This window comes from Aquabacterium sp., from assembly GCF_049274795.1.
GTDB lineage: Bacteria > Pseudomonadota > Gammaproteobacteria > Burkholderiales > Burkholderiaceae_C > Aquabacterium.
In genome coordinates, this window is record NZ_JBASTH010000119.1 from 1 (window position 1) to 22,795 (window position 22,795).

The 22,795-nt window shown below is 63.3% G+C and carries 20 protein-coding genes and 1 pseudogene; 2 read left to right on the plus strand and 19 right to left on the minus strand.

Features of this window, described 5'->3' with window-relative positions; all coding sequences use genetic code 11:
* The 4 genes from WAQ08_RS19370 to WAQ08_RS19385 all read right to left on the minus strand — a co-directional run.
* Window positions 1-334 (minus strand): DUF3325 domain-containing protein (locus tag WAQ08_RS19370; RefSeq protein WP_422193926.1); only part of this gene is annotated, 334 nt, incomplete at its 3' end.
* A complete protein-coding gene (locus WAQ08_RS19375; protein ID WP_422193928.1) occupies window positions 331-1,998 on the minus strand; it encodes a PepSY domain-containing protein in 1,668 nt (555 codons plus the stop codon). The genes WAQ08_RS19370 and WAQ08_RS19375, both read right to left, overlap by 4 nt.
* The gene (locus tag WAQ08_RS19380; protein ID WP_422193930.1) at window positions 1,995-2,303 is read right to left on the minus strand and encodes a DUF3649 domain-containing protein; all 309 of its coding nucleotides are present in this window, start codon (window positions 2,301-2,303) and stop codon (window positions 1,995-1,997) included. Before WAQ08_RS19380 ends, WAQ08_RS19375 begins: the two co-directional genes overlap by 4 nt.
* Before the next feature lie 151 nt (window positions 2,304-2,454).
* Window positions 2,455-2,742 (minus strand): hypothetical protein, encoded by a 288-nt coding sequence (locus WAQ08_RS19385; protein ID WP_422193932.1) that lies wholly within the window; start codon window positions 2,740-2,742, stop codon window positions 2,455-2,457.
* Between the two features lie 143 nt (window positions 2,743-2,885).
* Between WAQ08_RS19385 and WAQ08_RS19390 the strand changes: the two genes are divergently transcribed.
* Complete coding sequence (locus tag WAQ08_RS19390; protein ID WP_422193934.1) at window positions 2,886-3,905, plus strand: LLM class flavin-dependent oxidoreductase; 1,020 nt, start codon at window positions 2,886-2,888, stop codon at window positions 3,903-3,905.
* A 16-nt stretch (window positions 3,906-3,921) separates the two neighbouring features.
* Here WAQ08_RS19390 and WAQ08_RS19395 read toward each other — a convergent pair whose 3' ends face one another.
* From WAQ08_RS19395 to WAQ08_RS19420, 6 genes are all read right to left on the minus strand, one after another.
* Window positions 3,922-4,776 carry an alpha/beta hydrolase gene (locus tag WAQ08_RS19395; protein ID WP_422193936.1) on the minus strand — a complete coding sequence of 285 codons (855 nt, stop codon included), beginning with the start codon at window positions 4,774-4,776 and terminating at the stop codon, window positions 3,922-3,924.
* Window positions 4,777-4,993: 217 nt separating this feature from the next.
* A complete protein-coding gene (locus WAQ08_RS19400) occupies window positions 4,994-5,626 on the minus strand; it encodes a DNA-3-methyladenine glycosylase I (RefSeq protein ID WP_422193937.1) in 633 nt (210 codons plus the stop codon).
* Between the two features lie 28 nt (window positions 5,627-5,654).
* A complete protein-coding gene (locus WAQ08_RS19405) occupies window positions 5,655-6,233 on the minus strand; it encodes a TetR/AcrR family transcriptional regulator (protein WP_422193939.1) in 579 nt (192 codons plus the stop codon).
* A gap of 247 nt (window positions 6,234-6,480) precedes the next feature.
* A complete protein-coding gene (gene egtD / locus WAQ08_RS19410) occupies window positions 6,481-7,473 on the minus strand; it encodes an L-histidine N(alpha)-methyltransferase (protein ID WP_422193940.1) in 993 nt (330 codons plus the stop codon).
* A gap of 27 nt (window positions 7,474-7,500) precedes the next feature.
* Window positions 7,501-8,751 (minus strand): ergothioneine biosynthesis protein EgtB, encoded by a 1,251-nt coding sequence (gene egtB / locus WAQ08_RS19415; RefSeq protein ID WP_422193942.1) that lies wholly within the window; start codon window positions 8,749-8,751, stop codon window positions 7,501-7,503.
* A gap of 61 nt (window positions 8,752-8,812) precedes the next feature.
* On the minus strand, window positions 8,813-10,186 hold the full coding sequence (locus tag WAQ08_RS19420; protein WP_422193944.1) for a cation:proton antiporter: 1,374 nt from the start codon (window positions 10,184-10,186) through the stop codon (window positions 8,813-8,815).
* 362 nt (window positions 10,187-10,548) lie between these two features.
* On the opposite strand from WAQ08_RS19420, the gene WAQ08_RS19425 reads away from it, so the two are divergent.
* Window positions 10,549-10,833 (plus strand): YciI family protein, encoded by a 285-nt coding sequence (locus tag WAQ08_RS19425; RefSeq protein WP_422193945.1) that lies wholly within the window; start codon window positions 10,549-10,551, stop codon window positions 10,831-10,833.
* An 84-nt stretch (window positions 10,834-10,917) separates the two neighbouring features.
* Here WAQ08_RS19425 and WAQ08_RS19430 read toward each other — a convergent pair whose 3' ends face one another.
* The 9 genes and pseudogenes from WAQ08_RS19430 to WAQ08_RS19470 all read right to left on the minus strand — a co-directional run.
* Window positions 10,918-12,411 (minus strand): efflux transporter outer membrane subunit, encoded by a 1,494-nt coding sequence (locus WAQ08_RS19430; protein WP_422193947.1) that lies wholly within the window; start codon window positions 12,409-12,411, stop codon window positions 10,918-10,920.
* Window positions 12,408-15,593, minus strand: a complete 3,186-nt coding sequence (locus WAQ08_RS19435) for an efflux RND transporter permease subunit (protein WP_422193948.1) — start codon at window positions 15,591-15,593, stop codon at window positions 12,408-12,410. The genes WAQ08_RS19430 and WAQ08_RS19435 overlap by 4 nt, the downstream gene beginning before the upstream one ends.
* Before the next feature lie 11 nt (window positions 15,594-15,604).
* A complete protein-coding gene (locus WAQ08_RS19440; protein WP_422193949.1) occupies window positions 15,605-16,804 on the minus strand; it encodes an efflux RND transporter periplasmic adaptor subunit in 1,200 nt (399 codons plus the stop codon).
* A gap of 93 nt (window positions 16,805-16,897) precedes the next feature.
* On the minus strand, window positions 16,898-17,566 hold the full coding sequence (locus tag WAQ08_RS19445) for an anthranilate synthase component II (protein ID WP_422193950.1): 669 nt from the start codon (window positions 17,564-17,566) through the stop codon (window positions 16,898-16,900).
* Entirely contained in the window at window positions 17,554-18,951 is a 1,398-nt protein-coding gene (locus tag WAQ08_RS19450; RefSeq protein WP_422193953.1) for an anthranilate synthase component I family protein, read from the minus strand. The genes WAQ08_RS19445 and WAQ08_RS19450 overlap by 13 nt, the downstream gene beginning before the upstream one ends.
* A 14-nt stretch (window positions 18,952-18,965) precedes the next feature.
* Window positions 18,966-19,646, minus strand: coding sequence for a glutathione S-transferase family protein (locus tag WAQ08_RS19455; RefSeq protein WP_422193955.1), 681 nt, complete (start codon window positions 19,644-19,646; stop codon window positions 18,966-18,968).
* A complete protein-coding gene (locus tag WAQ08_RS19460) occupies window positions 19,636-20,991 on the minus strand; it encodes an FAD-dependent oxidoreductase (protein WP_422193957.1) in 1,356 nt (451 codons plus the stop codon). The genes WAQ08_RS19455 and WAQ08_RS19460 overlap by 11 nt, the downstream gene beginning before the upstream one ends.
* Window positions 20,992-21,060: 69 nt before the next feature.
* Window positions 21,061-21,603, minus strand: a complete 543-nt coding sequence (locus WAQ08_RS19465; protein ID WP_422193959.1) for a cupin domain-containing protein — start codon at window positions 21,601-21,603, stop codon at window positions 21,061-21,063.
* Between the two features lie 63 nt (window positions 21,604-21,666).
* Window positions 21,667-22,795, minus strand: a pseudogene (locus tag WAQ08_RS19470) (hypothetical protein); the annotation flags it as partial.

A 22,795-nucleotide genomic window follows, 5' to 3' on the forward strand; every position in this document is an offset into this window, starting at 1 on the left:
GCCCCACGGGCGCGCTGACCACCGCCAGGCGCAGCGCCCAGCGCGGCGCATAGGGCAGCAGCAGGCCGGACAGCAGCAGGGCGCCCAGTGTCATCGCGCCGCACCACAGGATGGGGCCGATGTTCCAGCCTTGCCGTTCGACACAGGCCAGCAGCGACAGGGCCAGGGCGATGGTGCCGCCAGCGCGCAGCCACTGGCGCGCTCGGGCTGAAGGCTCCTTGCCGCGCCCGAAGACATCGGCGTGGTGCCGGTCCATGGCCAGGCTCAGGGCGGCAAAACCGGCATAGGCCAGCGCAACGGCGGCCACGGCCAGCCAGGTGGTTATCGTCATCATGATCCTTGCACCTCGGGCAGGGCATCGCCGTCCAGGAAGGGTTGGCCGCGGGATGGTGTGGGCTTGTCCGCGGCTGCCTTGGCCACCTTTGGCTTGGGTTGGTGCTTATGCAGCATCCAGGCCGAGAACAGGCACAGCAGCCCCAGGCCTAGCATGGTCAGGTCGAACATGGCGATGGGCAGCGGGCCGTTGAACAGCGTCACGCCCAGGTGGGTGGCGGTGGTGAAGGCATTGAGCACCGGGATCAGGCCGAAGGCCAGGCCCGTGGCCACCAGCAGCACCTTCCACATGCCGCGCGTGGGGCGCAGCAGGCCCAGCACGGCCACGAAGCCCCACACCTTGAAGAACCAGGCGATCTCGGCGGCCTGACGCTCGGGGATGTCGACGGCCAGCAGGCGGTTGGCCCAGAAGTAGCCGGCGATGGCCAGCGGCACGCCGGCCACGGCGCCGATGTTCAGGCCATCGACCAGGCGCAGCCCAAAGCCGACACGGCCGCCCTTGGCCAGCGCCTTGGCGTATTTCTGGCGCTCCTTCACGGCCCACAGCAGCAGGCCGGTGCCCACCATGGCGCAGCCGGCCAGGCCGCACAGGAAGAACAGCGGGCGGATCAGCGGCGTGGCGAAGTGCGCCACGTGCAGGCCATAGAGCACGCCGTGCGTCTGCATCGCGCCGGACAGGTCATCGCCCTGCGTGCCGATCAGCTCACCCGTGGTGCCGTTGAAGCGCATCACGGGCTGCTTGCTCGACACCGAGTGCTCGCCCTGGCGTGTCATGCTGATGGTGGCAGTGGCATCGTTGGGCCGGTTGACGGTGATGCGGCCGGGTGGCGTGCCCTGCCAGTGCTGCATGGCCTGCGTGACCATGGGGCCCAGTGGGGCCAACGCCACGTGTTCACCGGACGGTTTGGCGTCGTCGTTGCGCGAAGGGAAGGCTTCGGCAAAGAAGGTTTTCTCATCACCCTTGTAGGCGTTCTGCGCGCCCCAGGGCATGTAGAGGAACATCAGCGTGATCAGCCCCGTGTAGGTGATCATGATGTGAAAGGGCAGGGCCAGCACGGCGGTGGCGTTGTGCCCGTCCAGCCAGGAGCGCTGTCCCTTGCGTGGCCGGAAGGTGAAGAAGTCCGAGAAGATGCGGCGGTGCGTGATGATGCCGCTGATGATGGCCACCAGCATGAGCATGGCGCAGACACCCACGATCCAGCGGGCCCAGACCACGGGCATGTAGTGCAGATCGAAGTGGAAGCGGTAGAGGAAGTCGCCGCCGCGTGTCTGGCGGGCCTTGGCCATGGGCTCGCCCGTGGCTGGGTCGAGCGTTTCGGATTCGAAGCGGCGGCGCTGGTTCTTGGGCGCCTTGTCATCCTTCGGGGCGGGGGCTGGTGCCCAGGTGATGCCCAGTGAGGGATTACGCGCATCGGGCAGCGAGATGAACCAGCGGGGTGATTTGTCGCCCACGGCCTGCAGGCGGGCTGTGGCCATCTCTGCCGCTGCGGCTGGCGCCAGAGCCTGGGTGCTGGCCTGGTGCAGTTCCGGCTTCATCCACAGGGTGATGTCGTCACGGAAATAAGCTGAGGTGCCGGTGGCGAACATCGCGAACAGCACCCAGCCGACCAGCAGGCCCGACCAGGTGTGCAGCCAGGCCATCGATTGGCGGAAACCTTCCTTCATGCGGCCCCCAGCAAGCGTTGCAGCCACACGGCCAGGCCCAGCGCGAGCGACGGCACCAGCAGGCCGAGCCAGGCGCGGCCTGCGGTGCGTGCCGCGAACACCCACACCACGGCGCAGGCATAGACCAGGAAGGACAGCATGGTGGCCGTGAGCGTGGCATCCACGCGGGCCAGGGGCAGGGACACGGCCAGGGCCGCAGCACTCAAAGCCGCCAGCACATAGCCGCCACCGATGGCAGCGAGGGCGCGCGAGGCCACCATCCAGCGGTGGCGTGCAGAGGGAGACAGAGGCAATGCGGCGGGCATGAGGGGGCGACTACGCAGACAAGGCGTTCCGGGCAGCCTTGCCCAGAAAGGACGCCATTATCTTTGAGAATGATTCTCGTTATCTCGTAACCGACCATGGCCCACGGATTTCGGGGGATTGCTGCCCCGTCATTTCCGGACAGCCTCGGCCTCAGTGTGGCTTGCGGGGCTTGTTGAAGGATTTGGGCGTGTAGACGTTGCCCTTGCGCTCCACCCCATCGCGCGCACGGCGGATGGCCTCTTCAGCGGCTTTTTCGGCCGAGCGTCGATCCTGGCGCCAGTGGGCCAGGTGTCTGGCGCGTCGGCGCAGGCCGTGCCACCAGCGGGAGGCGGTCTGGTCGATGCGTTGCCGTCGGCGAGCGCCGGCCAGCAGGCGCACCAGCAGCAGCACGCAGATGGTGGCGATGACCAGCGCCAGAAACTTGTCGAACGAGAACATGGTGCCCATCGTAGCGCGGGGCGGGCGATTGTGCCTTGGTGACATCCAGGGCGGGGTTTGCTCGTGCGTCGCCGGGGTCGGGTGCATGGGCTTGCACGCCCGGCCCGGTCGAGACCGCCGGGATTGCCTACAGTGTGCGCACCATGCCGTACCCCGTTCCCCTTTCCGTTCTGGATCTGTCGCCCATCGCCATGGGCAGCAACGCTTCGCAGGCACTTCACCATACCCTGGAGCTGGCCCGCCAGGCCGAACGCTGCGGATTCAAGCGCTTCTGGCTGGCCGAGCACCACAACATGCCCGGCATCGCCAGCGCCGCCACCTCGGTGGTGATCGGCCATGTGGCGGGCGGCACCTCCAGCATCCGCGTGGGGGCGGGCGGCATCATGCTGCCCAACCATTCCCCGCTGACCATTGCCGAGCAGTTCGGCACGCTGGAGGCGCTCTACCCCGGGCGCATCGACCTGGGTCTGGGTCGGGCACCGGGCGCCGACCAGCTTACGGCCCGCGCGATGCGGCGCGGGGATCCTGTCGCCGCGGCCGAGCGCTTCCCCGACGACGTGCAGGAGCTGCAGCACTATTTCGAGCCCGACAGGCCCGGCCAGCGCCTGCGCGCCTACCCGGGCAATGGCCTGCGTGTGCCGCTGTGGATCCTGGGCTCCAGCCTGTATGGCGCACAACTGGCGGCGGTGCTGGGGCTACCTTATGCCTTTGCCTCCCACTTCGCGCCCGAGCAACTGGATCCGGCCATCGAGCTGTACCGGCAGCGCTTCCAGCCTTCAGCCACACGGGCCAGCCCGCACCTGATGCTGACGGTGAACGTCGTGGTGGCCGACACCGATGAACAGGCACGCCGGGCCTTCACCTCGGTGCAGCAGTCGTTCATGAACCTGCGGCGCGGTGTGCCGGGCCAGGTGCCGCCACCGGTCGATTCGATGGACGGGCTCTGGACGGCGGAGGAGCAGGCCGGGGTGGGCCGCGCCTTGCGCCACGCCTTTGTCGGATCACCCGCCACGGTGCTGCAGGGCCTGCGCCGCTTCCTGGACACCTACCGGCCCGATGAGCTGATGGTGACGGCGCACCTGCATGACCAGAAGGCGCGGTTGCGCTCGCTGGAGCTGCTCTCCGGGATGCAGTCAGCCTTGATGCTGGATCCGACCTTGTGAGCAGGCGGGCGGCCGCTCAGCGGCGCGCCTCCAGCGCCTTGGCCAGGGCGGGGTCCAAGGAACGCAGGAAATCCTCCACTGCCTCGGTGTAGGCGCCGGGCTGTCCCAGCTCATCGTTGATCTCGGCGTGGGTGCGGTCCTGCGGCAGCACGCTCACGCGCATGCCCAGCGGTGTGGCCTTGGCCGCGAAAGCCTGAGCCTGCGGGCAGGCATCGTCGCGGCGGCTGGAGCACACGGCCAGCAGGGGCGCCTGTGCTTGCTTCAACTGGTGCAGCGGCGAGGTGGCGGCCCAGAAGTTCGGATCCTTGCCAAAGGCGCGGTCGTACAGCCTGGCATGGCGTGCACCCATGATGGCGGGCACGTCGAAGGCGGCGCTGTCCAGCGACACGGTGCCCAGCCAGGGTTTGGCGCCCTGCTCGCGCGCCAGGGCCGGCTCGGCCGACAGCAGCGACACCAGATGGGCGCCGGCCGAATGCCCCATCAGCACAAATTTGCCGGCATCGCCACCCCAGGCGGAGGCCTGTTGCTGCGCGAAGGCCAACGCACGGGCCACGTCACGGGCCTGCTCCAGTGGATCGGCGCTGGGCAGCAGCCGGTAGTTCACCGAGATGAACAGCAAGCCTCTGGGCAGCCAGCGGGCCGCCTTGTGCCGCACCACGTGCGACGAGGCCTTGTCGCCCATGGCCCAGGCACCGCCGTGCACCATGAAGATCACGGGTGCGCCTTGGCCTTGGTTGGCGGTGTTGGGGGCGTAGACGTTCATCGTCTGCGCCGGGTCCTGGCCGTAGGCCACATCCGCGTGCGCGGGGCGCTGCGCGGCCGTGAGGGCGCCGGAGGAGGCGCCCTGGCGGGCTTCCCGGCGTTCGGCCATGCGCTCCCGAACAGGACCCGCCTGCGCGGTTTGCCACCCCATGAGGCAGAGGAGCGCGATGGCCGCAAGGGCTCGCATCCGCATTTGCGTCTTGGACAGGCCTCGGTGAGCGGGAGACCCGGCGGCGGCTGTCGTCGTTTGGATAGCCTGGTTCATACGGATGGATTGTGGCGCAGAGTCAGCCAGGTCGATGGCGAGTCAGAGCGCTGCGGCCGCCTCATGTGGTGGCCACCGCCGATGCGGAGGAAGGGCGCTTGAATGCTTTTCGCGCCCGAGTCACTTTGGCTCGCATGGTGCAGTCTTCCACGTGATCGTTGATCAGCCCCATGGCCTGCATGAACGCATAGACCGTTGTGGGCCCGACGAATTTCCAGCCCAGCTTCTTCAGCGCTTTGGACAGTGCCTCCGATGCCTCGGAGGTCGAGGCCGTTTGGGGCGTGGCCAGTTGCCCTGGGGCGGGTTCATAGCGCCAGAAAAAGGCAGCCAGCGAGCCTTCGCGATCAGCGAGCTCGACGGCGCGCTGGGCGTTGTTGATCACGGCTTCGATCTTTCCGCGATGCCTGACGATGCCTTCGTCGGCCAGCAGGCGGGCGACGTCGCGTTCGCCATACTTTGCCACCCGCCGGAAATCGAAGCCATGGAAAGCAGATCTGAAGTTCTCCCGCTTGGCGAGGATGGTTCGCCAGCTCAAACCGGACTGAAACCCTTCAAGACAGATCTTCTCGAACAGCCGGTTGTCGTCGTCGACCGGAACGCCCCACTCCAGGTCGTGGTAGTCGATGAACTCTGGCGCCGCACTGCACCAGCGGCATCTCAGTTTCCCGTCGGGGCCCAACATCGTCATGCTCATCGTCAACCTCCAGTTTTTATTTCTTGGATCAGGCGGCCTGCGCTTCAATCCGTGAATCGAGCCAATGGTGAATCTGGGCCACTTCACTTCGGATGAATTGCTCGTCCCGGAACACGCTGGCGAGGGTCGCGACTCCCTGGCTGCGGGACAGCAAGTGCATGGCCAACTCATCGGCATCCGCATCGAAGCCCAGGCTTGTGAACTGGCGGCACAACCACACTCGGAACAGCGTGAACACCTGGTTGGCCTCGACGCGGGCGGGATGATTCAAGCGGGCCAGCTCCGTGCACAGGCTTCCCACAGGGCAGCCGAACTTCTTGATCTGCGATCGCTGCATGATGAGCAGTTCAATGAAGCTGCGAATCCGTGCCAGCGCGCCTTCGTCCGCCGAGTCCCAGCCCTCAAGCATCTGCTGGGTCTTCAACAGCCGTAGTTGAATGACGGCGCTGAGGATCTCGTCCTTCGTCTTGAAGTGATAGTAGAAATTGCCCCGGGAAATCTTCACCGCATTGGCGATGTCCGAGAACGAGGTGTGCTCGTAGCCTTGCTCGTAGAAAAGCCTGTCCGCAGAACTGACGATCTGCTCTCTCGTTGTGATGTCACCCATTGCATCTCCGTTTCTTGACCAGGATCTTCTTCCACGCCATATCACTGGTGCGCAGAATGCCTGGGAGGTGCCAAACGTCAGGCGTGTGCACACGCATCGGCTGACATTGCGTTTGGCGTGGCGCCTCGCTTCTTGTCCGCATCGGTATGGCATTTGCCGCACCATGATAGGACAATTGACCTAGTTGATCAACCCGTCTTGGTGCGCATTCAGGGGGGCGGTCGTGAGGCGATTTTCCTGCCATGCGTCAATGAGCGCCCAAAACGGAGATGCTGTACCACTCGCGCGCATCCGTGATGTGATCGCACACGGTGAACCCTCCGGACGCGGCCAGTTCTTCCACGGTGTCGAAAGTGTACTTCTGGGACTGTTCGGTGTAGATCGTCTCGCCTGCGCGGAAATGGAACGTCCGCGCCAGTTGCGTACTGCGCACCGTCTGCTCCACGGTGCTGACCAGGAAGCTGCGGGCGGCGCCATCGATGGGCGAGTAGCAGGCGTAATGCCGGAAAGCCGTCAGATCGAAATTCATGCCCAGCTCGCGGTTCAGCCGGCTGAGCAGATTGAGGTTGAACTGCGCTGTGACGCCCTCGACATCGTTGTAGGCAGCCAGCACGGCGCGAGGGTCCTTCTGAAGGTCCACGCCCAACAGCAGCAGGTCGCCGCGCTTGAGTCGAGACCTGATGCGTTTGAGCAGCCCGATGGCCTGGGCGATCGGCAGGTTGCCGATATTGCTGCCCAGGAACATCGCGACCTGCTTGCGCAGCGCATAGACGGACGGCCACCTCTGGAAGTAGTCGCCTCGCAGCGCGTGCACTGCCACTTGCGGCAGTTCATGCTTGAAGCGTGTGCTCAACTCGGCGAGCGCGTGGGCGGATACATCAATGGCGTGGAAGGCCAGAGGAACTCCGGCGTCATGAAGTGCCGTGCACAGGGATACCGTCTTGGTACCGTCGCCACATCCGAGTTCGATCAGATCGACTTCCCCCGAGGAGGGCGCGATCCATCTAACCAGGTCTTGCGCGCGCCGCACGAGGATCTCGTGTTCCACGCGCGAGGGATAGTAGGACGGCATGATCATGATCTTCTGAAAGAGACGCGAGCCTTCATCGTCATAGAACCAGCGCGAGGGCAGGAACTTCTGCGTTGCGGACAGGCCCGAGACAACGTCCTTGACCATGTCGGCGTCGACAGGGGAGGGCGATGTGGCTTCGGCGGGCGCAAGAGCGGTGGTGATGTCCAAGAATTCCATCATTCAATCCTGTGGGTTTTATAGATCTCGGGCCGGGCGGATGCCGGTGTACTGCCAGCGAAGTGGCGGGTGGAAAAAATTCCGATACGTCTTTCGCGAATGGCCTGCAGGGGTTGCGAACGAACTGCCGCGCAGGACGGTCTGGTTCAGCATGAATTTGCCGTTGTATTCGAGCGCAGCCCCCTGGTATCCCCGGTAGCCGGGGTAGGGCAGATAGGCGCTGCTCGTCCATTCCCAGCGCCTGCCCCACAAGAAGCCGGTGCACAACGCCTCCCACTCGAATTCCGTGGGAAGACGCCAGCCGGCCCATTTGCAGAAAGCAAGGGCCTCGAACAGGCTGATGTGGGACACCGGCGCGCCAGGCGCCAGAGGAAGTTCTCCCTGTAATGTGTAATGAAGCCAGGTGCCCGCTTCGCAACGCCAGTAGAGCGGAGCGCTCACCTTGTTGGCTTGAACCCAGTCCCAGCCTTCCGCGTGCCAGAGATCGAAGCGCCGGTAGCCGCCGTCATGCATGAAGGCCAGGTATTCCTTGTTCTTCACCAGCGATGCACGCAACTGGAAGCCGGCAACATAGGCGGTGTGCCGAGGGCCTTCGTTGTCGTAGGCGAACCCGGCCCCGCCGTGGCCGATCTGGAGCAGCCCCCCTGAGAACTCGATCCACTCCGCGCCATGGGCATGAGGTTCGCGGGCATGTTCGGCGGCGACGTCGAGCGTGGCTTCCCGACCGACCATCGACACGCGTCTCGAATCATCCTGGAGCACCGAAAAAGTGCCCTCGTTGCCCCAGTACGGAGGACGCAGCGGATTGGAGCCCAGTATGTACTTGATGTCCGTCAGCAAAAGTTCCTGATGCTGCTGCTCATGCTGAATGCCGAGGGTGATCAAGTCAAGAACGCCTTGCTCGGGAGCCTGCTTCAGGAGCCGCTTGATCGACGCATCGACATGAAGTCGATAGGAGATGACCTCGGCGATGGTGGGCCGGCTGAGTGCGCCTCTATGGGCCCGCAGCACCCTCTCTCCCTGGCTTTCGTAATAGCTGTTGAAGATGTAGCCGTAGGACGGGTGGTGCACGGCATATCCGGCCAGGTGCGGCCCCAGCACGAGGGTTTCGAAGAACCAGGTCGAATGGCCGAGATGCCACTTGGGCGGGCTCACCTCGACCGTGGGCTGAGGGACGTAGTCTTCGGCGCACAAAGGCGCGCAGATCAGCTCCGAGCGCCGTCTGACCAGTTCGTACTGGTGGGCGATGGCTTGATTCTGAGAATTCATGTCGTTGAAACGGCGGATGTCCGATGTGGCAGCTTGCTGGCTCGCGGCTTCGAAGGGCGGCTCAGCCCTTCGCGATGGCGGCCCCTTCGTCTCCGAAACCCGGTGGCAGCAGCGCGTCGCCTTCCTTGGTGCCGACGTCCGTGCTGGCGGGCGCAGTCGGCGCCTGGCGGCGCCAGGCGGCCCGTTGCGCGGCTTCTCTCGAATCTGAGAAGTAGATCCGGTAGATGGGCTTGGCCAGTGCGGTGGTCATGATGGCGATCATCACCATGATGGAGAACATCTCGGTGTGGATGATGCCGAGCGCCAGGCCGATGTTGATGTAGACCAGGATCATCAGGCCGCGGGCGTTCATGAGGCCCGCCATGGCCACGGTCTCACCCCATGACCAGCGATACGCGCGCAGCACGGTCACCGCCGAAAGCGCCTTGGAGACAACGGCCACGCCCAGCAGTACGCCAAAGACCCATAGTGTCTGGCTGTTGAAGGATCCGAACACATCGGTGTTCAGGCCGGAGTACGCGAAGAACACGGGCAGAAAGAGGCATTTCACCGTCTGCAGAAGCCTGTCCTGCAAGAGCTTCGAAAAGCCTGGCACCTTGGGGAGCGCTGCGCCGGCAATGAAGCCCCCGAAGACCGAGTAGATGCCGATGTAGTCCGAGATGAGGCTGCAGACAAACACGGTGATCAAGAGGCCGCCCAGCAGCTTGTCACTGATGGTGCCGCTTGCCACCGCCTTGTCGAAAGCGCGTCGGAATATCTTCGGCAGAAGCCAGAATACGCCAGCTGCGAAGAAGATCGCCGGTATGACCGTCTGATAGAGGGCCACGACCATGGAACCGTGAACAGCCATCGCGCTGATGAGCGCCAGTCCGCACCAGGCCATGGCGTCGTCAATGGCGGCAGCCTCGATCGCGGTAGCGCCGAACATGGTCTTCATCATGTTCCGCTCCTGCAGGAAACGGGCGAGCATCGGAAAGGCGGTCACGGACAGCCCCACGCCCACGAACAGGACATACACGTCCATGCCGACGTTGCCAGGCTTGAACTGCTGAGCGATGGCGATGGTGGCCGCGCTGCCCATCGCCGTGGGCAGGACGATGCCAAGGATGCTGAGAATGATCGGCAGATAGCGTCGCCGTCCTTTCTGGCCAGAACTCTCGTGCTCCGCGCCGACCAGGAACATGTACAGCCCCAAGCCGCTCATCGCGATGACATAGAGGGTCTTCTTGACCTCGGCGTTGAAGATGAACGCGCTGAACTCCGGCAGTGCATAACCCAGTGCGGAAGGCCCCAGCAGGACACCCGCGACCATTTCTCCCACGACGACAGGTTGCCCAAGCTTGGGGGCCATGTGACCGCAGATCTGTGCCGCGATGATGATGATGATGATCGCAGCGGTGGCGAACATCAATAACTGCATGGAAGCGCTGTGCATGTTGATTCCCCAATGAATGGATGGAAGTGGGTCGGGATGCCTGATCCCATGGATGCGTACAACCTGTCGTGGGACTCCTTCTGTGGTTCATGCCTGATCACGGTCAGCTGGCATGTGTCGTTCTTCTCGTAGGCCTTTTGTCCTATTAATGTCCTTCTTGTGATGTGTGATTTCTTGTTTGTGTCCTTTGAATGCATTGTTCATGCGTGAAGTTGCCGCCTAACTGTGGATGATTTATATTTGCTCGTCTGTCCTATTCTCATTCCGGAGCGTGAGCTGAAGTGGGACGGATACTTGGTCGGTTGTTCGCCTTTTGGCTCAATCAATCCCTTGAGCCGCAAATAATCAATGGAAGGAAAGTGATGTTCATCGTGCTTCTCAAGTTCGCAGACAAAAGCAAGGCGGCCCAATGGATGGCCGGACACAACGAATGGATTCAGAAGGGGTTCGCCGAGCAGAAATTTCTGCTGCTCGGCAGCCTTCAACCCAATCTGGGTGGGGGCATCCTGGCCAAGGCCGAGTCCCTGCAAGAGATTCAGGCGTTCGTGAATGAAGATCCGTTTGTCGTTCATGGCGTTGTGACGGCGGACATCTTGCAGATCAGCCCGGGAAAGGCGGATCCACGCTTGCAGTTCCTGCTGGAGTGACGGGCTGGCCCTGCTCAACCATGCTTCCCGATGCCAGCTGCCGCATCGGGGGGCGTCTCGCTGTGGCGCTGCTTGCGCCTGACGCTAAGGCTTGCGGGCTGTTGTTTGGTTGGCCGCCAGCTGGTCGGGCTGCGGCCAACCTCCTGCCATGGCCTTGAACAGTGCAACCGCGTTGAGCGCGCTGCGCGTGCGGGCGTCCACGAACTGCTCCTGTACGGACAGCACGGCCCGTTCGGCATCGAGCAACTCGTACAGGTCCGTCATGCCTGACTGATAACGCATGCGGGCCATGCCGGCGGCCTTGGTGCTGTCACGTGCAGCCTGTTCGAGCAACGAGTCTTCCATCCGCGTGCGCGAGTAACGCACCAGTGCATTCTCGGTGTCCTCAAGCGCGAGCAGTACCGTCTGCTGGTACTGCAGCATCTGGGCGGAAGCTTCGGATTCGCTGGCTGCGATGCGGGCTTTGACGCGGCTCACATCCAGGAACGACCAGTCCACGCCCAGGAAGCCGCTGTTCATGGCGCCCCGACTGCTGAACACATCATCGGCCTTGAACGCCTGGTAGCCGACCAGACCACTGAAGCTGAACTTGGGGAAAAGATCTCCGACGGCCACGCCGATCCGGGCCGTGGCGGCTTTGAGGCGCTCTTCCGCGGCCGCGATGTCGGGGCGCCGCCGCAGGACGTCGCCGGGCGTGTCGGGCGATATCCTGGCAGGGAGCGTCGGCAGGGGACGGGCCGTGGTCGACACGAGATCAAGCGATTCGGGCTGCTGTCCGGTGAGCACCGCGAGTCGGTGCTGAGCCACGGCGATACTCGCCTCGATCACGGGCACGCGGGCCGCGGTGGACTGAAACTGGGCCAGGGCCCTGGTGCTGTCGAAGTCCGTGCCCCGACCTGCCTTGACCCTGACATCGACCAGATTGAGCATCTGTCGCTGGTTCTCGACATTGTCCTGCACCACCTTGAGTCGCTCCTGAAGACCGCGCAGGGTCATGTAGGTGGCGGCGGTCTCCCCGACGATCGCTATCCTCAAGGCTTCCACCTCATGCTCACTGGCCTTGACCTCGGCCCGCTGGGCCTCGACTTTGCGCCGAACGCGGCCAAAGAGATCCAGCTCCCAACTGGCCAGCACGCCAACGCTGTAGTTGTCATGGCTCCTCGGGAAACCATAGGACTGGTCGATGCTGAGCTTCTCGTGCCCGCCCCGAGCCCCCATCGTGACAGTGGGCAACTGGTCGCCCCGCGCTTCGGACAGCAAGGCTCTGGCCTGTGCATAGTGCGAGACGGCGACCCCGAGGTCCTTGTTGGCGGCCTGTGCTTGGTCGACCAGCCTTGCCAGCTCGGGATCGCCGAACGCAAGCCAGAACCGGTGGTCCTGAGCGGCCTTCTGCCCGCGCTGTGACATGTCCTCACTGTCGTCCTGTCGGTGCTTGAATTGCTCGGGCAGGGCGATCAATGGCTTCTGGTAGTCTGGGCCAACCGCGCATCCGGCCATGAGGCTCACCATCGCGGCGAGCGTGAGGCGCGAGACCTTCGCGGTGAAGGCGCGGTGTGATGTCGGCCACTCGTTGTTCATGATTGCACTCCCAGATTCAGATCGACAGGTTTCGCGTCGTGCGTGGCGCGGCCAGAGAAGGGTGTACCGGACAGCCGCCGCAGCGCGACATAGAACACGGGCGTGAGCAGCAGACCGAACACGGTCACGCCCAACATGCCGGAGAACACGGTCACACCGGTGGCGATGCGCACTTCGCTGCCCGCGCCATGGCTGAGCAGCAAGGGGACGGCGCCGGCCACGAAGGCGATCGATGTCATGACGATGGGCCTCAGCCGCAGCTTGCAGGCTTCCAGTGCCGCCTTGACGGTGGGCAGGCCTTGCATTTCGAGTTCGCGCGCGAATTCAACGATCAGGATGGCGTTCTTGCAGGCCAGTCCCATCAGGACCACGAGCCCGATCTGCACGAAGATGTTGTTGTCGCCACCCGTGAGGCGCACGCCGGTGAGCGCGGCGAACATGCAGACGGGAACGATCAGTACGACGGCCAGAGGCAATGTCCAGCTTTCGTACAGGGCGGCGAGCACCAGGAATGCCAGCAAGACGGCCACACCGAACACCACGAACGCCACGCTGCTCTGCGTCACCTGCTGGTAACTGAGATCGCTCCATTCGAGCTTCACGCCTGGCGGCAGCACGTTGGCCGCGATCTCCGACAGCTTGGCGATGGCCTGTCCCGACGAGAAGACTCTGGGGTCGGCGTCGCCGATCAAGTCGGCGGCCGGATAGCCGTTGTAGCGGACCACGGGATCCGGACCATAAGCCTGGGTGATGTTGACCATCGAGCCCACGGGCACCATGTCGCCCTGGGTGTTGCGTGTGTAGAGATTGCCGATGTCTTCGGGACGTTGCCGATGCTGGGCGTCAGCCTGGACCATGACCCGGTAGGTGCGGCCGAACATGTTGAAGTCGTTGACATAGGTGGAGCCCAGGTTTGTTTGCACCGTGTCGAACAGGTCGCTCAGTGCCACACCATGCGACTTGGCCTTCACGCGATCCACCTGGATCTCGAGCTGCGGGATGTTGGCCTGGTAGGCGCTGACGGGAAAGCTCATTCCGGGTGTTTGCGCCACGGTTCCCCTGAAGGCGTTGAGGGCTCCCTGGAGGGCCCCGTAGCCCAGTCCGTCTCGGTCTTCCAGGTACAGCGAATAGCCGGAGCCATTGCCGAGCCCCTGGATGGGCGGCGGCATGAGCGCGAACGCGTAGCCGTCCTTGATGGAGGAGAACTTGGCGTTGAGCTCCGCATTGATGTCCGCCGCGCTGCGGGTTCGCTGGTCGAATGGTTTGAGGATGACGTAGGAGGCGGTGAGGTTGGGGGTGTTGGTCTGTTGCAGTGCGTTCAAACCGGGATAGGCGGACACCGTTTCCACGCCCTCGACCGTGCTGGCCAGCGCAATCATCTGGCGCGTCACGGCATCGGCGCGTGCCAGTGATGCGCCTTCAGGCAGCTTGGCTCCGGCAAAGAGATACAGCTTGTCCTGCTTGGGGATGAAGCCCGCCGGAACCGAATTGAACAGCCAGGCCGTGGCGCCCAGAAGCGCGGCATACACCACGAACACGACGCCTCTCATGCGCAGGTTGCCGGCCACGAAACCTTGGTAGCGTGAAGCGCTGCGATCAAAGAACCTGTTGAATGGCCCGAACAGCCAGCCCAGAGAGCGATCCATGACACGGGTGAAGGCGTCTTTCGGTGCGTCGTGTTCGCGCAGGAGCCTGGCTGCGAGCGCCGGGGACAGGGTGAGCGAGTTGACCGCGGAGATCACCGTCGAGATCGCGATCGTCACGGCGAACTGCTTGTAGAACTGGCCCGTGACGCCAGACAGGAACATCATGGGAATGAAGACGGCGCACAGCACCAGCGCGATGGCCACGATGGGGCCGGAAACCTCCTTCATGGCCTGGTGCGCGGCCGCCACGGGGGAGAGCCCCTTGCGTACGTTGCGCTCGACGTTTTCCACCACCACGATGGCGTCATCGACCACGATGCCGATGGACAGCACGAGCCCGAACAGGGTCAGGGTGTTGATGGAGTACCCAAGCAGGTAGAGGCCGGCGAAGGTGCCGATGATCGATACGGGCACGGCGACCAACGGGATGACGGATGCGCGCCAGGTCTGCAGGAACAAGATGACGACCAGCACGACCAGGATGACGGCTTCGATCAGCGTGCTCTTGACGGCACCGATCGAGTCCCGCACGAAGTTGGTCGGATCCCAGACAGGCTTGTAGGTGACGCCTGTGGGAAAGCTCTTCGAGAGCTCATCGAGTTTGGCATGGACCTTGTCGGCCACCGCCAGTGCATTGGCGCCGGGCGACAGGAAGATGCCGATGGTGGCCTGGTTCTGCTTGTCCACCAGCGCACGCAGGGTGTAGTCACTGGCGCCAAGCTCGATGCGGGCCACGTCGGACAGCATCGTGATCTGGCCTTCCGAGCCACTCTTGACGACGATGTTGCCGAACTCCTGTTCGCTGCGAAGGCGTCCGCGAACATTGATCGACACCATGAAGTCGGCGCTGTTCGGCGTGGGTTCGGCGCCGAGCTGGCCCGCCGAAACCTGCACGTTCTGTTCGCGGATAGCCTTGACCACATCGGAAGAGGTCAGCCCTCTGGACGCCAGTTTGTTGGGGTCGAGCCATACGCGCATGGCGTAGTCACCCGATCCGATCAGGCCCACATTGCCAATGCCGGGAATGCGCGTCAGCTCGTCCTTGACACGCAGGGTGATGTAGTTGCGAAGGTAGAGGGAGTCGTAGCGGTTGCCCGGCGACAGTAGGCTGACATACATCAGCGGCGTAGGCGATTGCTTCTGCGTGGTGACGCCGAACTGACGCACTTGCTCGGGCAGACGACTGAGCGCTTGGCTTACCCGGTTCTGAACCCTCACCGCCGCGGTATCCGGTGGCACCTCCGGCAGGAAGGTGACCGTGAGCTGGAGACTGCCGTCGGAGCTCGCCACGGACTTCATGTACATGATGCCCTCGACGCCGTTGACGGCCTCCTCCAGTGGCTGCGCGACGGACTCGGCGATCTCCTTGGGGTTGGCGCCTGGGTAGACCGCTCTGACGACCACGCTGGGCGGCACCACCTCGGGGTACTCCCCCGAAGGCAGGAAGGGAATCGCGACCAGGCCCAGGGCGAAGATCACGATGGACAGCACCACCGCGAAGATGGGGCGATCAATGAAGAATTTTGAGAAGTCCACGGCGGCACTCCTTACATCGGGGGCTTGGTGCCGGCTTCGGCGACTGTTTCGGCCGGCGCGTTGACCGGCTTGACGACCATGCCCGGATAGAAGATCTTTTGCGTTCCGCCGACGATGACCTTGTCATTCGCGTCCAGCCCCGACTCGATGACGCGCAGGGACGGTGCGTCCGCCTTGGCCTCGCGGATCAACGGGCCCAGCATGACGTCCTTGCGCATGGCCTTGTTCTCCGGACCCACGACATACAGGTACTTTCTGTCCTGGTCCGTGAGGATGGCGCGTTCGTTGACCAGCATGGCCTTGAACTCGCCGTTGGCATCGAACTGCACCCGGGCGAACATGCCTGGTGTGAGACGCCGATCCGGATTGGGAAGAATGGCGCGAGCGCGGATCGTGCCTGTCTCGGGGTCCACGTGGTTGTCAAGGAAGTTCACCTTGCCTTCGTAGGGAAAGCCGGTGTCACTGGCCAGGCCGATGCGGACCGCACCGCTCGTGGCGGTTCGTCCATTCCTCTTGGCAATCTCCTGGAACCGCTGGTAGCTGCGCTCGTCGCAATTGAAATACACGTACATCGGGTCCTGTGACACCACGGTCGAGAGCAGGCTCTGGTCCGACTGCGCCAGGTTGCCGACGGAGAGCATGGCTCTCCCGGCCCGGCCCGAGATGGGTGCCCGTATCTCCGTGAACGCCAAATTCAACTTCGCGCTCGCGACCGCCGCTTCCGCCGCCCTGACATCGGACAGGGTCTGTTCCAGGTCCGCTTGACGGCTGTCGAACTCTTCGCGCGATACGGCGTTCGCAGCGATCAGCGTCTGGACGCGATCGACCTGGGCCTTGGCCAGCCGGGATGCGGTCTTGGCCCGTTCCAGCTGCGCCAGCACGGTGTTCAGCGCGTCTTTGTAGGGGCGTTGGTCGATGACGAACAGGAGATCGCCTTTGCTGACTTCGTCGCCCTCCTTGTAGGCCACCCTTTCGATGTAGCCGCTCACGCGTGGACGCAAGGACACGGTGTCCACGGCGCTCACGCGGCCATTGAACTCGTCCGGGGCGTTGACGGCCCGCGTCACCACGGAGGCCACGTCCACTTCGGGTGGTGGCGGGCCCTGGTTGCTGTTGGCCGCGGCATCGGAGTTGCAGCCCGATAGATGCATCATCGTGGCCGCCAGGCAGGTCACCTGGACCAGGCGCCAGATTTCTAGGGTGTTGAACATTTCATTTCCTCATTAACGTTCGCGACGAGTCCGCCGTCTGTGAATGGATGGGCCAAGGAAGCCAGGGCCCTGGCCCGATGGCCGGGCGCCCCTTCATGCGACCAGCCTGTAGCCGTCGGTGTGAGGGATGCGCTTGTAGAGGAAGTTGCCCAGGAGGTCCCTGGTTCCTTCCGTGGCAAATGATTCGGGGTGGAACTGCACGCCTTCGATCGGCAGTGCCAAGTGGCGTATGCCCATCACAATGCGGTCTTCTTCAGCGGCCGAAGGCGCGAAGTCATGCGTGTAGGCGGTGACTTCGAAGCAATCGGGAAGCGTGGACCTGTCCACCATGAGGGAGTGGTAGCGCATCACCTCCAGCCCTTGGGGCAGCCCCGCGAAGACGCCGACATCGCGGTGCAGCACCCTGGATGTCTTGCCGTGAACCGGCATCGGCGCGTTCCGGATGCGTGCGCCGAAGCAATGGGCGATCCCCTGCATGCCCAGGCAGACACCCAGGACGGGTACGGCACGGCCGAAATGGAGGATGGCCTCGCGGCACACCCCGAAGTAGGCTGGATCTTCCGGCGAGCCTGGGCCGGGCGAGATGACGATGTGGGTGGGGTCGTAGCGCTCGATGTCCTTGAGCGTGACCGCGTTGTTCCTGACGACATTCACGTCCGGCCTGGCGAAACGATCGGTCGATGCGGACAGCAATATCTCGCCGATGGTCTGGTACAGGTTGTAGGTGAAGGAGTCGAAGTTGTCGATGATCAGGACACGCATGTGGGGCTCCCGCTGAATTCCATCAGCACGTTTTTCATGGCCGACAGCTTCCTTTCGATCTCTCGGTATTCGTTGTCGGCAACGGAGTCGTAGACGATGCCTCCGCATGTCTGTACGTAGCCCAGGTTGCCGTGGATGAACACCGAGCGGATCGGGATGGCGAACGCGCAGTCGCCATTCATGGAGAACTGGCCCAGCGCGCCGCCGTACGGACCACGCGGGGAGCTCTCCAGCTCGTTGATGACCTTGATGGCCTCGATCTTGGGTGCGCCGGTCAATGTGCCCGCCGGGAAGTTGGCGGACAGCGCCGAGAACATGTCTTCGCCGTCGGCGACCATGCCGACGATCTCCGAGGAGATGTGCTGGACATGCGAGAAGCGCTTGACATCCATCAGGCTGCGTACCCTGACGGAGCCGATGCGGGCCACCTTGCCGATGTCGTTGCGGTGCAGGTCGACCAGCATGTTGTGCTCGGCGATCTCCTTGGGGTCGTTGAGCAGACTCCTCGCGAGTTGCACATCCTCCGCGGCGCTTTGGCCGCGACGCTCCGTGCCCGCCAATGGAAACGTTTCCATCTGTCCGCCCCTCATCCGGAACAGCAGCTCGGGCGAGGCGCCAATAATCTTCTGCGCGCCGAACTTCAGGTAGTACATGTGGGGCGAAGGGTTGACGCTGCGCAGGCGTTCATAAATGCGCAACGTGTCACCCTCGATGCGGTAGTCGCTGCGCATGCCAACCTCGCATTGCAGAAGCCGGCCGGCCACGATGTCGTCCTTCACCTTCTTCACGGTGGCCGCATGGGCCTGCCTGTCCATGGAGTGGCCCAGGAACTCGACTTCAAGTTTGCCGAAGTCATCCGGCTCGCTGCCCATGAGTTGCTGGATCTCGTCGAAGCGGCATGTGTCGTAGTAGTAGTAAAAGATCTCGCCCGTGACATGGTCATAGATGAGCCCATCGAGGAACAGTCCGAACTTGAACGTTTCGAATGCGTCGCTGTCCTGCACTTGGAGGCCTGGCTCGAACAGATTGATGGCGTCATAGGCCAGATAGCCAACCAGCCCTCCCGCATAGCTTCTGGAGATGACGTTCGGAACGAAGCGCCGTAGCTCGAAGTAGGGGTTGTGCACGCTTTCCGTCTGGCACTGGCCGGTGGCTGTGTCCATGGTCTGCAGCGTCCCCGGGTTCGGGGCACTGATGATCTTGACGGGATCGAATCCGATGACGTGGTGCCGTGACACATTGGACTCTTCCCCGAGGGACTCCAGGAGGAAGCAGTTGTCGTATTTCTTCTCGATCAGCCTGAACAGGCGGAAGAAATCGAAGTCCTCCGTGAGCTTGAGGTAGTTGGGCTTTCCGCTTCGGATCGGGGCGTCTGTTGCTGTCATGGCGGCTCTCCGGTTCAGGCCGCGGCCGTTGCGTGGTCGAGCGGGGCCATGCATGCGACGTGGCTGTCTCGTGCTTGCAGGAAATCAAGGAAAGACGCCATCGCGCTGTCGTGCAGGGAGTCGATGACCGATCGGCTGGCCATCAGCCTGTGGCCCCAGGCGACGATGCCAGGATGGCGCCTTTCTTCCATGACGCCGCCGCTGCGGTCATGGAGAAACCAGAGGCGCTGGAGCAGGGGGGCGAACGTGCAGTCGACCAGCGACAGCTTGGTCCCCACCATGTGGCGTGCAAGACAATGGGCCTCCACGAGATCGAGCTTGCCCATCAATGCATGGCGGGCAGCCTCGAATTCGCTGGCCGTTTTGGCCAGGATCATGGTGCCGAAGTCCGACATGCAAGGGCCGCAGAATTCGATCCAGCTCCTGGACCAGGCCCGTTCATAGGTGCCCTGCGGAAGCAGCGGTTCCGGATAGGCGTCCTCGAGGTACTCGTTGATGGCCACCGAGTCCACGATGGCGCCTTCGTGCGTCACGAGCACCGGTACCTTCTTCTGTGGCGAGATCTTTTCGAAGCCTTCGGGGTATTCCCCAGGCGTGATGTAAACGATTTGGTGGTCGATGCCCTTTTCGAGCAGCACGATCACACATCGCTGGGCGTAGGGACAGATGCGGGTGGTGAAAAGCTTAGGCTGCATGGCTGAACTCCTTCTGGCGGTCGATCACCATGTGGATGTAGCGGTCAGAGGCGTCCTCGTCCATGAGCAGGGCAGGCGACGCCGCGTCGAGAATCGCGTCGGTGAGCCGCTCGAGCTCATCGATCCTGGCCTTGACTTCGGCATAGGGCGTGTGCGTGAAGGCGATCAGGTCGTAGGGCGCTGCGTAACGCTGAGGAAACAGGGCCTGGATACGCTGCTGAAGACTTCTTCTGAAGAGGAACTCCGGATTGCCGATCGATTGGGAGAGCTCTTCGAATGCTTGTAGCGACATGTCCGTCACCGCCTCGCAGTTGTCCCGTCTGCTCGATTCGAATTCGGGCAAGGCCCTGGCGAAGTCTTCGTGGTGCTTGTCGAGCAGATCCATCAGGGCGGAGCAGTCCTCGAAGCCCGCGTTCATGCCCTGTCCCAGGAACGGCACCATGGCGTGAGCGGCATCACCGATGAGGGCCGCCCGACCCGCGAACACCCATGGGCGGCATCGAAAGGTGAACAGGGAGCTCGCCGGGTTGTCGAGCAGCTCGTGGATGAAGGCGTCGGGCGAGACGTCGGGGAACAGTGTGTCGAACAGCGCGGTGATGCTGCGGGCATCGTCGAGGCTGGAGAACCCCTTGTGCCCGTTGAACGGTGCGATCAAGGTGCCCGTGAAGCTACCGTCCGCGTTGGGGAATGCAAAGAGGGAAGCGTCCCCCCGGGGCCACGCGTGCATCGTGTCCGCGCGCAAGCTGAGGGCTTGCCCACCGCTCAGCGTGAACTCCTTGTAGCCGTAGTGCTCCGAGCGTTGCGATATCTCCATCGCTTCGCGCTTCATGAGCGCCCCGCGCACGCCGGAAAACGCGCCGTCCGCGGCGAACAGGATGTCGACCTCGCTTTCCGTGACCCTCCCTGTTTTTGAATTGAGTACGGTCAGCCGTCCCTGTGATGCCTGCGCGTCGATGCATCGATGGGCGAACCTCATGTCGATGCGTGGATTGTCGGCGCAGAGTTCTCGGAGCAGGCGATTCAGTGCGCTGCGCTGAATGGCGAAAATGGTCTGCCCATCAGCGCCGTAAGGTTGGAAGTGCGGAGCCTGGCCGGGCAGGTGGATGCACCTGCCCGCCAAGGGCAGCGACATGTCACGGACCTGGTCGGCCACACCGATGTCACCCAGGGCCTTCCAGCCGCGGGCGGATACCACCAGGTGCGTCGAGCGACGCTCTTGCGAGTCCGGCGCATCAGCGGCTTGCCGCTTCTCGTACATCACGATCTCGTGGCCTCGGCGAGCCAGCATGTGGGCCAGCGCGCACCCCACGAGTCCCGCACCGACGATGGCGATTTGTCTTGACATGTTCGTGAACTCCGTGTCAGGACACCGCCCCGGTTTGACAAGCCGGAGCGGCATCCAGTCCCGATGGCGTCAGTTGGCGGCTTCCGTCGCCGCGCGGCGGTGGAGCTCCCGCTTCTGCTTGCGCAGGCGCTCCATGTCCGGGAGGATCACGGCGGTGGAGTCCGTTTCGGTCACGTAGCGAGTCAACAGCACGGCGCAAGGCTCCGTGTCGCTCGGGTTGTCGATGAAGTGGGGAACGCCCGGCGGCACAAATACGAAGCTGCCAGCCTCGGCCACTTCATAGTGCTCAAGCGAGTTGCCCCACAGCAGGGCCAGCTTTCCGCTCACGACGTAGCCGCTGGTCTCGTGCTCATGGATGTGAACCGGGCCGTCTTCGGCCAGCGGCGCGATCTCGAACAGCGAATAGGTGATCTCGCGGCATCCTGTGGTTTCTGGCGTGATGCCTTCGATGGGCTTGCCACCGGTGCCAGGCCTGTGGGGGATCCTGGTCTGCGTGACGCCGGATTCATAGGGCTTGCCATGGATGATCTTGCAGTCGAGCCTCGGTAGATCGAATGCGGTACGGCCGATGGTGGGATGCCAGATCACCGATTCAGAAAGTTGTGCAGACATGAGTTTCTCCATTGGTGGGATAGGACTTGAGAACAAGGCGTGGACACGCCAACTCCGCGACGGTCAGGCGTAGACCTGCCCCGAGGATTCAGGAAGCTGGTTGGCTCGGGGTTCGGCCTGGCCCTGCTGGGCGGCAAAGAACCGTTCCAGGGGGGCGACATGCACCGCGATCTCGTCCCACTCCGGGATGATGTCCTCGAGCACGTGGTGCTCGGCGATCAGTTCCCCATGGCGATAGCGCCGCACGATGGGGTGGATCCCCGTGCTCAGGGCCGCGTTCTCCACATCGTCCTTGTGGATGCGCGTCACGGCCAGCGGATCCGGGCTGGCATAGATGATGTCCAACCCGAACTCCAGCGTGATGACGTAGTACTCCTCGTGGTGGCCGAAACGGCTGTCCTTGACATACTGCGTTGGCACATCTTCGTAGTAGCGATAGGTGCCATCGTTCATCCTGGCCAGGACGTCGCCGATGAAGCCGGTCTGCTGCCAAAGGCCAGGGCTCAGGTTGGCGCGGTTGAGGACGGCCGACGCCAGGGCGTTCGGGTGAGCGTCCACGCTCTTCTCGGGCCACATGTCGTCGTGGTAGCGCTCGGACAGCACGCGGCTGAGGCTTTCGATGTTGTGGCGGAAGCCATGTACGAAACCGGACTGCTTCTTTTTGAAGTCACGCTCTTGCATGATGGTGCCCGCGAAGAACAGGTCTTTCACGTTGACGGATTCGAACGTGCTGGTCTGCGCCGGAAAGCGGTCCTTGATGGCCAGCTCGGGCCGACAACTCTCGTCGAAGATCGACGCATCGAAGCGGAAGCCCGTGCACACGATGACGCGGTCGAACTCCATGACTTCGATTTCTTCGTCTGCGTGGGCATAGTGGAAGGTCACAAGCAATTGCTTGTCCTTGCGTGCGATGCCGAGCACTTTGGCGTCGAGCATGACGTTCTGCAGCTTGAGCTGGTAGGTGTCGATGAAGTTGTTGTTGACCGCACGCAGATGGCCGACGAACTTGCTGCGCCACGACAGCGTGATCGGATTGGGGCTGCAGACATAGATCCGGGAGGAGGTGTGAGGTTGCCCCTGAATTTCGGAGCGCTTAGCCCGGGTTTCATGCGGCGTTCTTGCGCTGAGCCGCCAGCCAGCGTTGCTCGTATTGCATGGGGCTGAGATAGCCCAGCGCCGAATGCAGACGAGA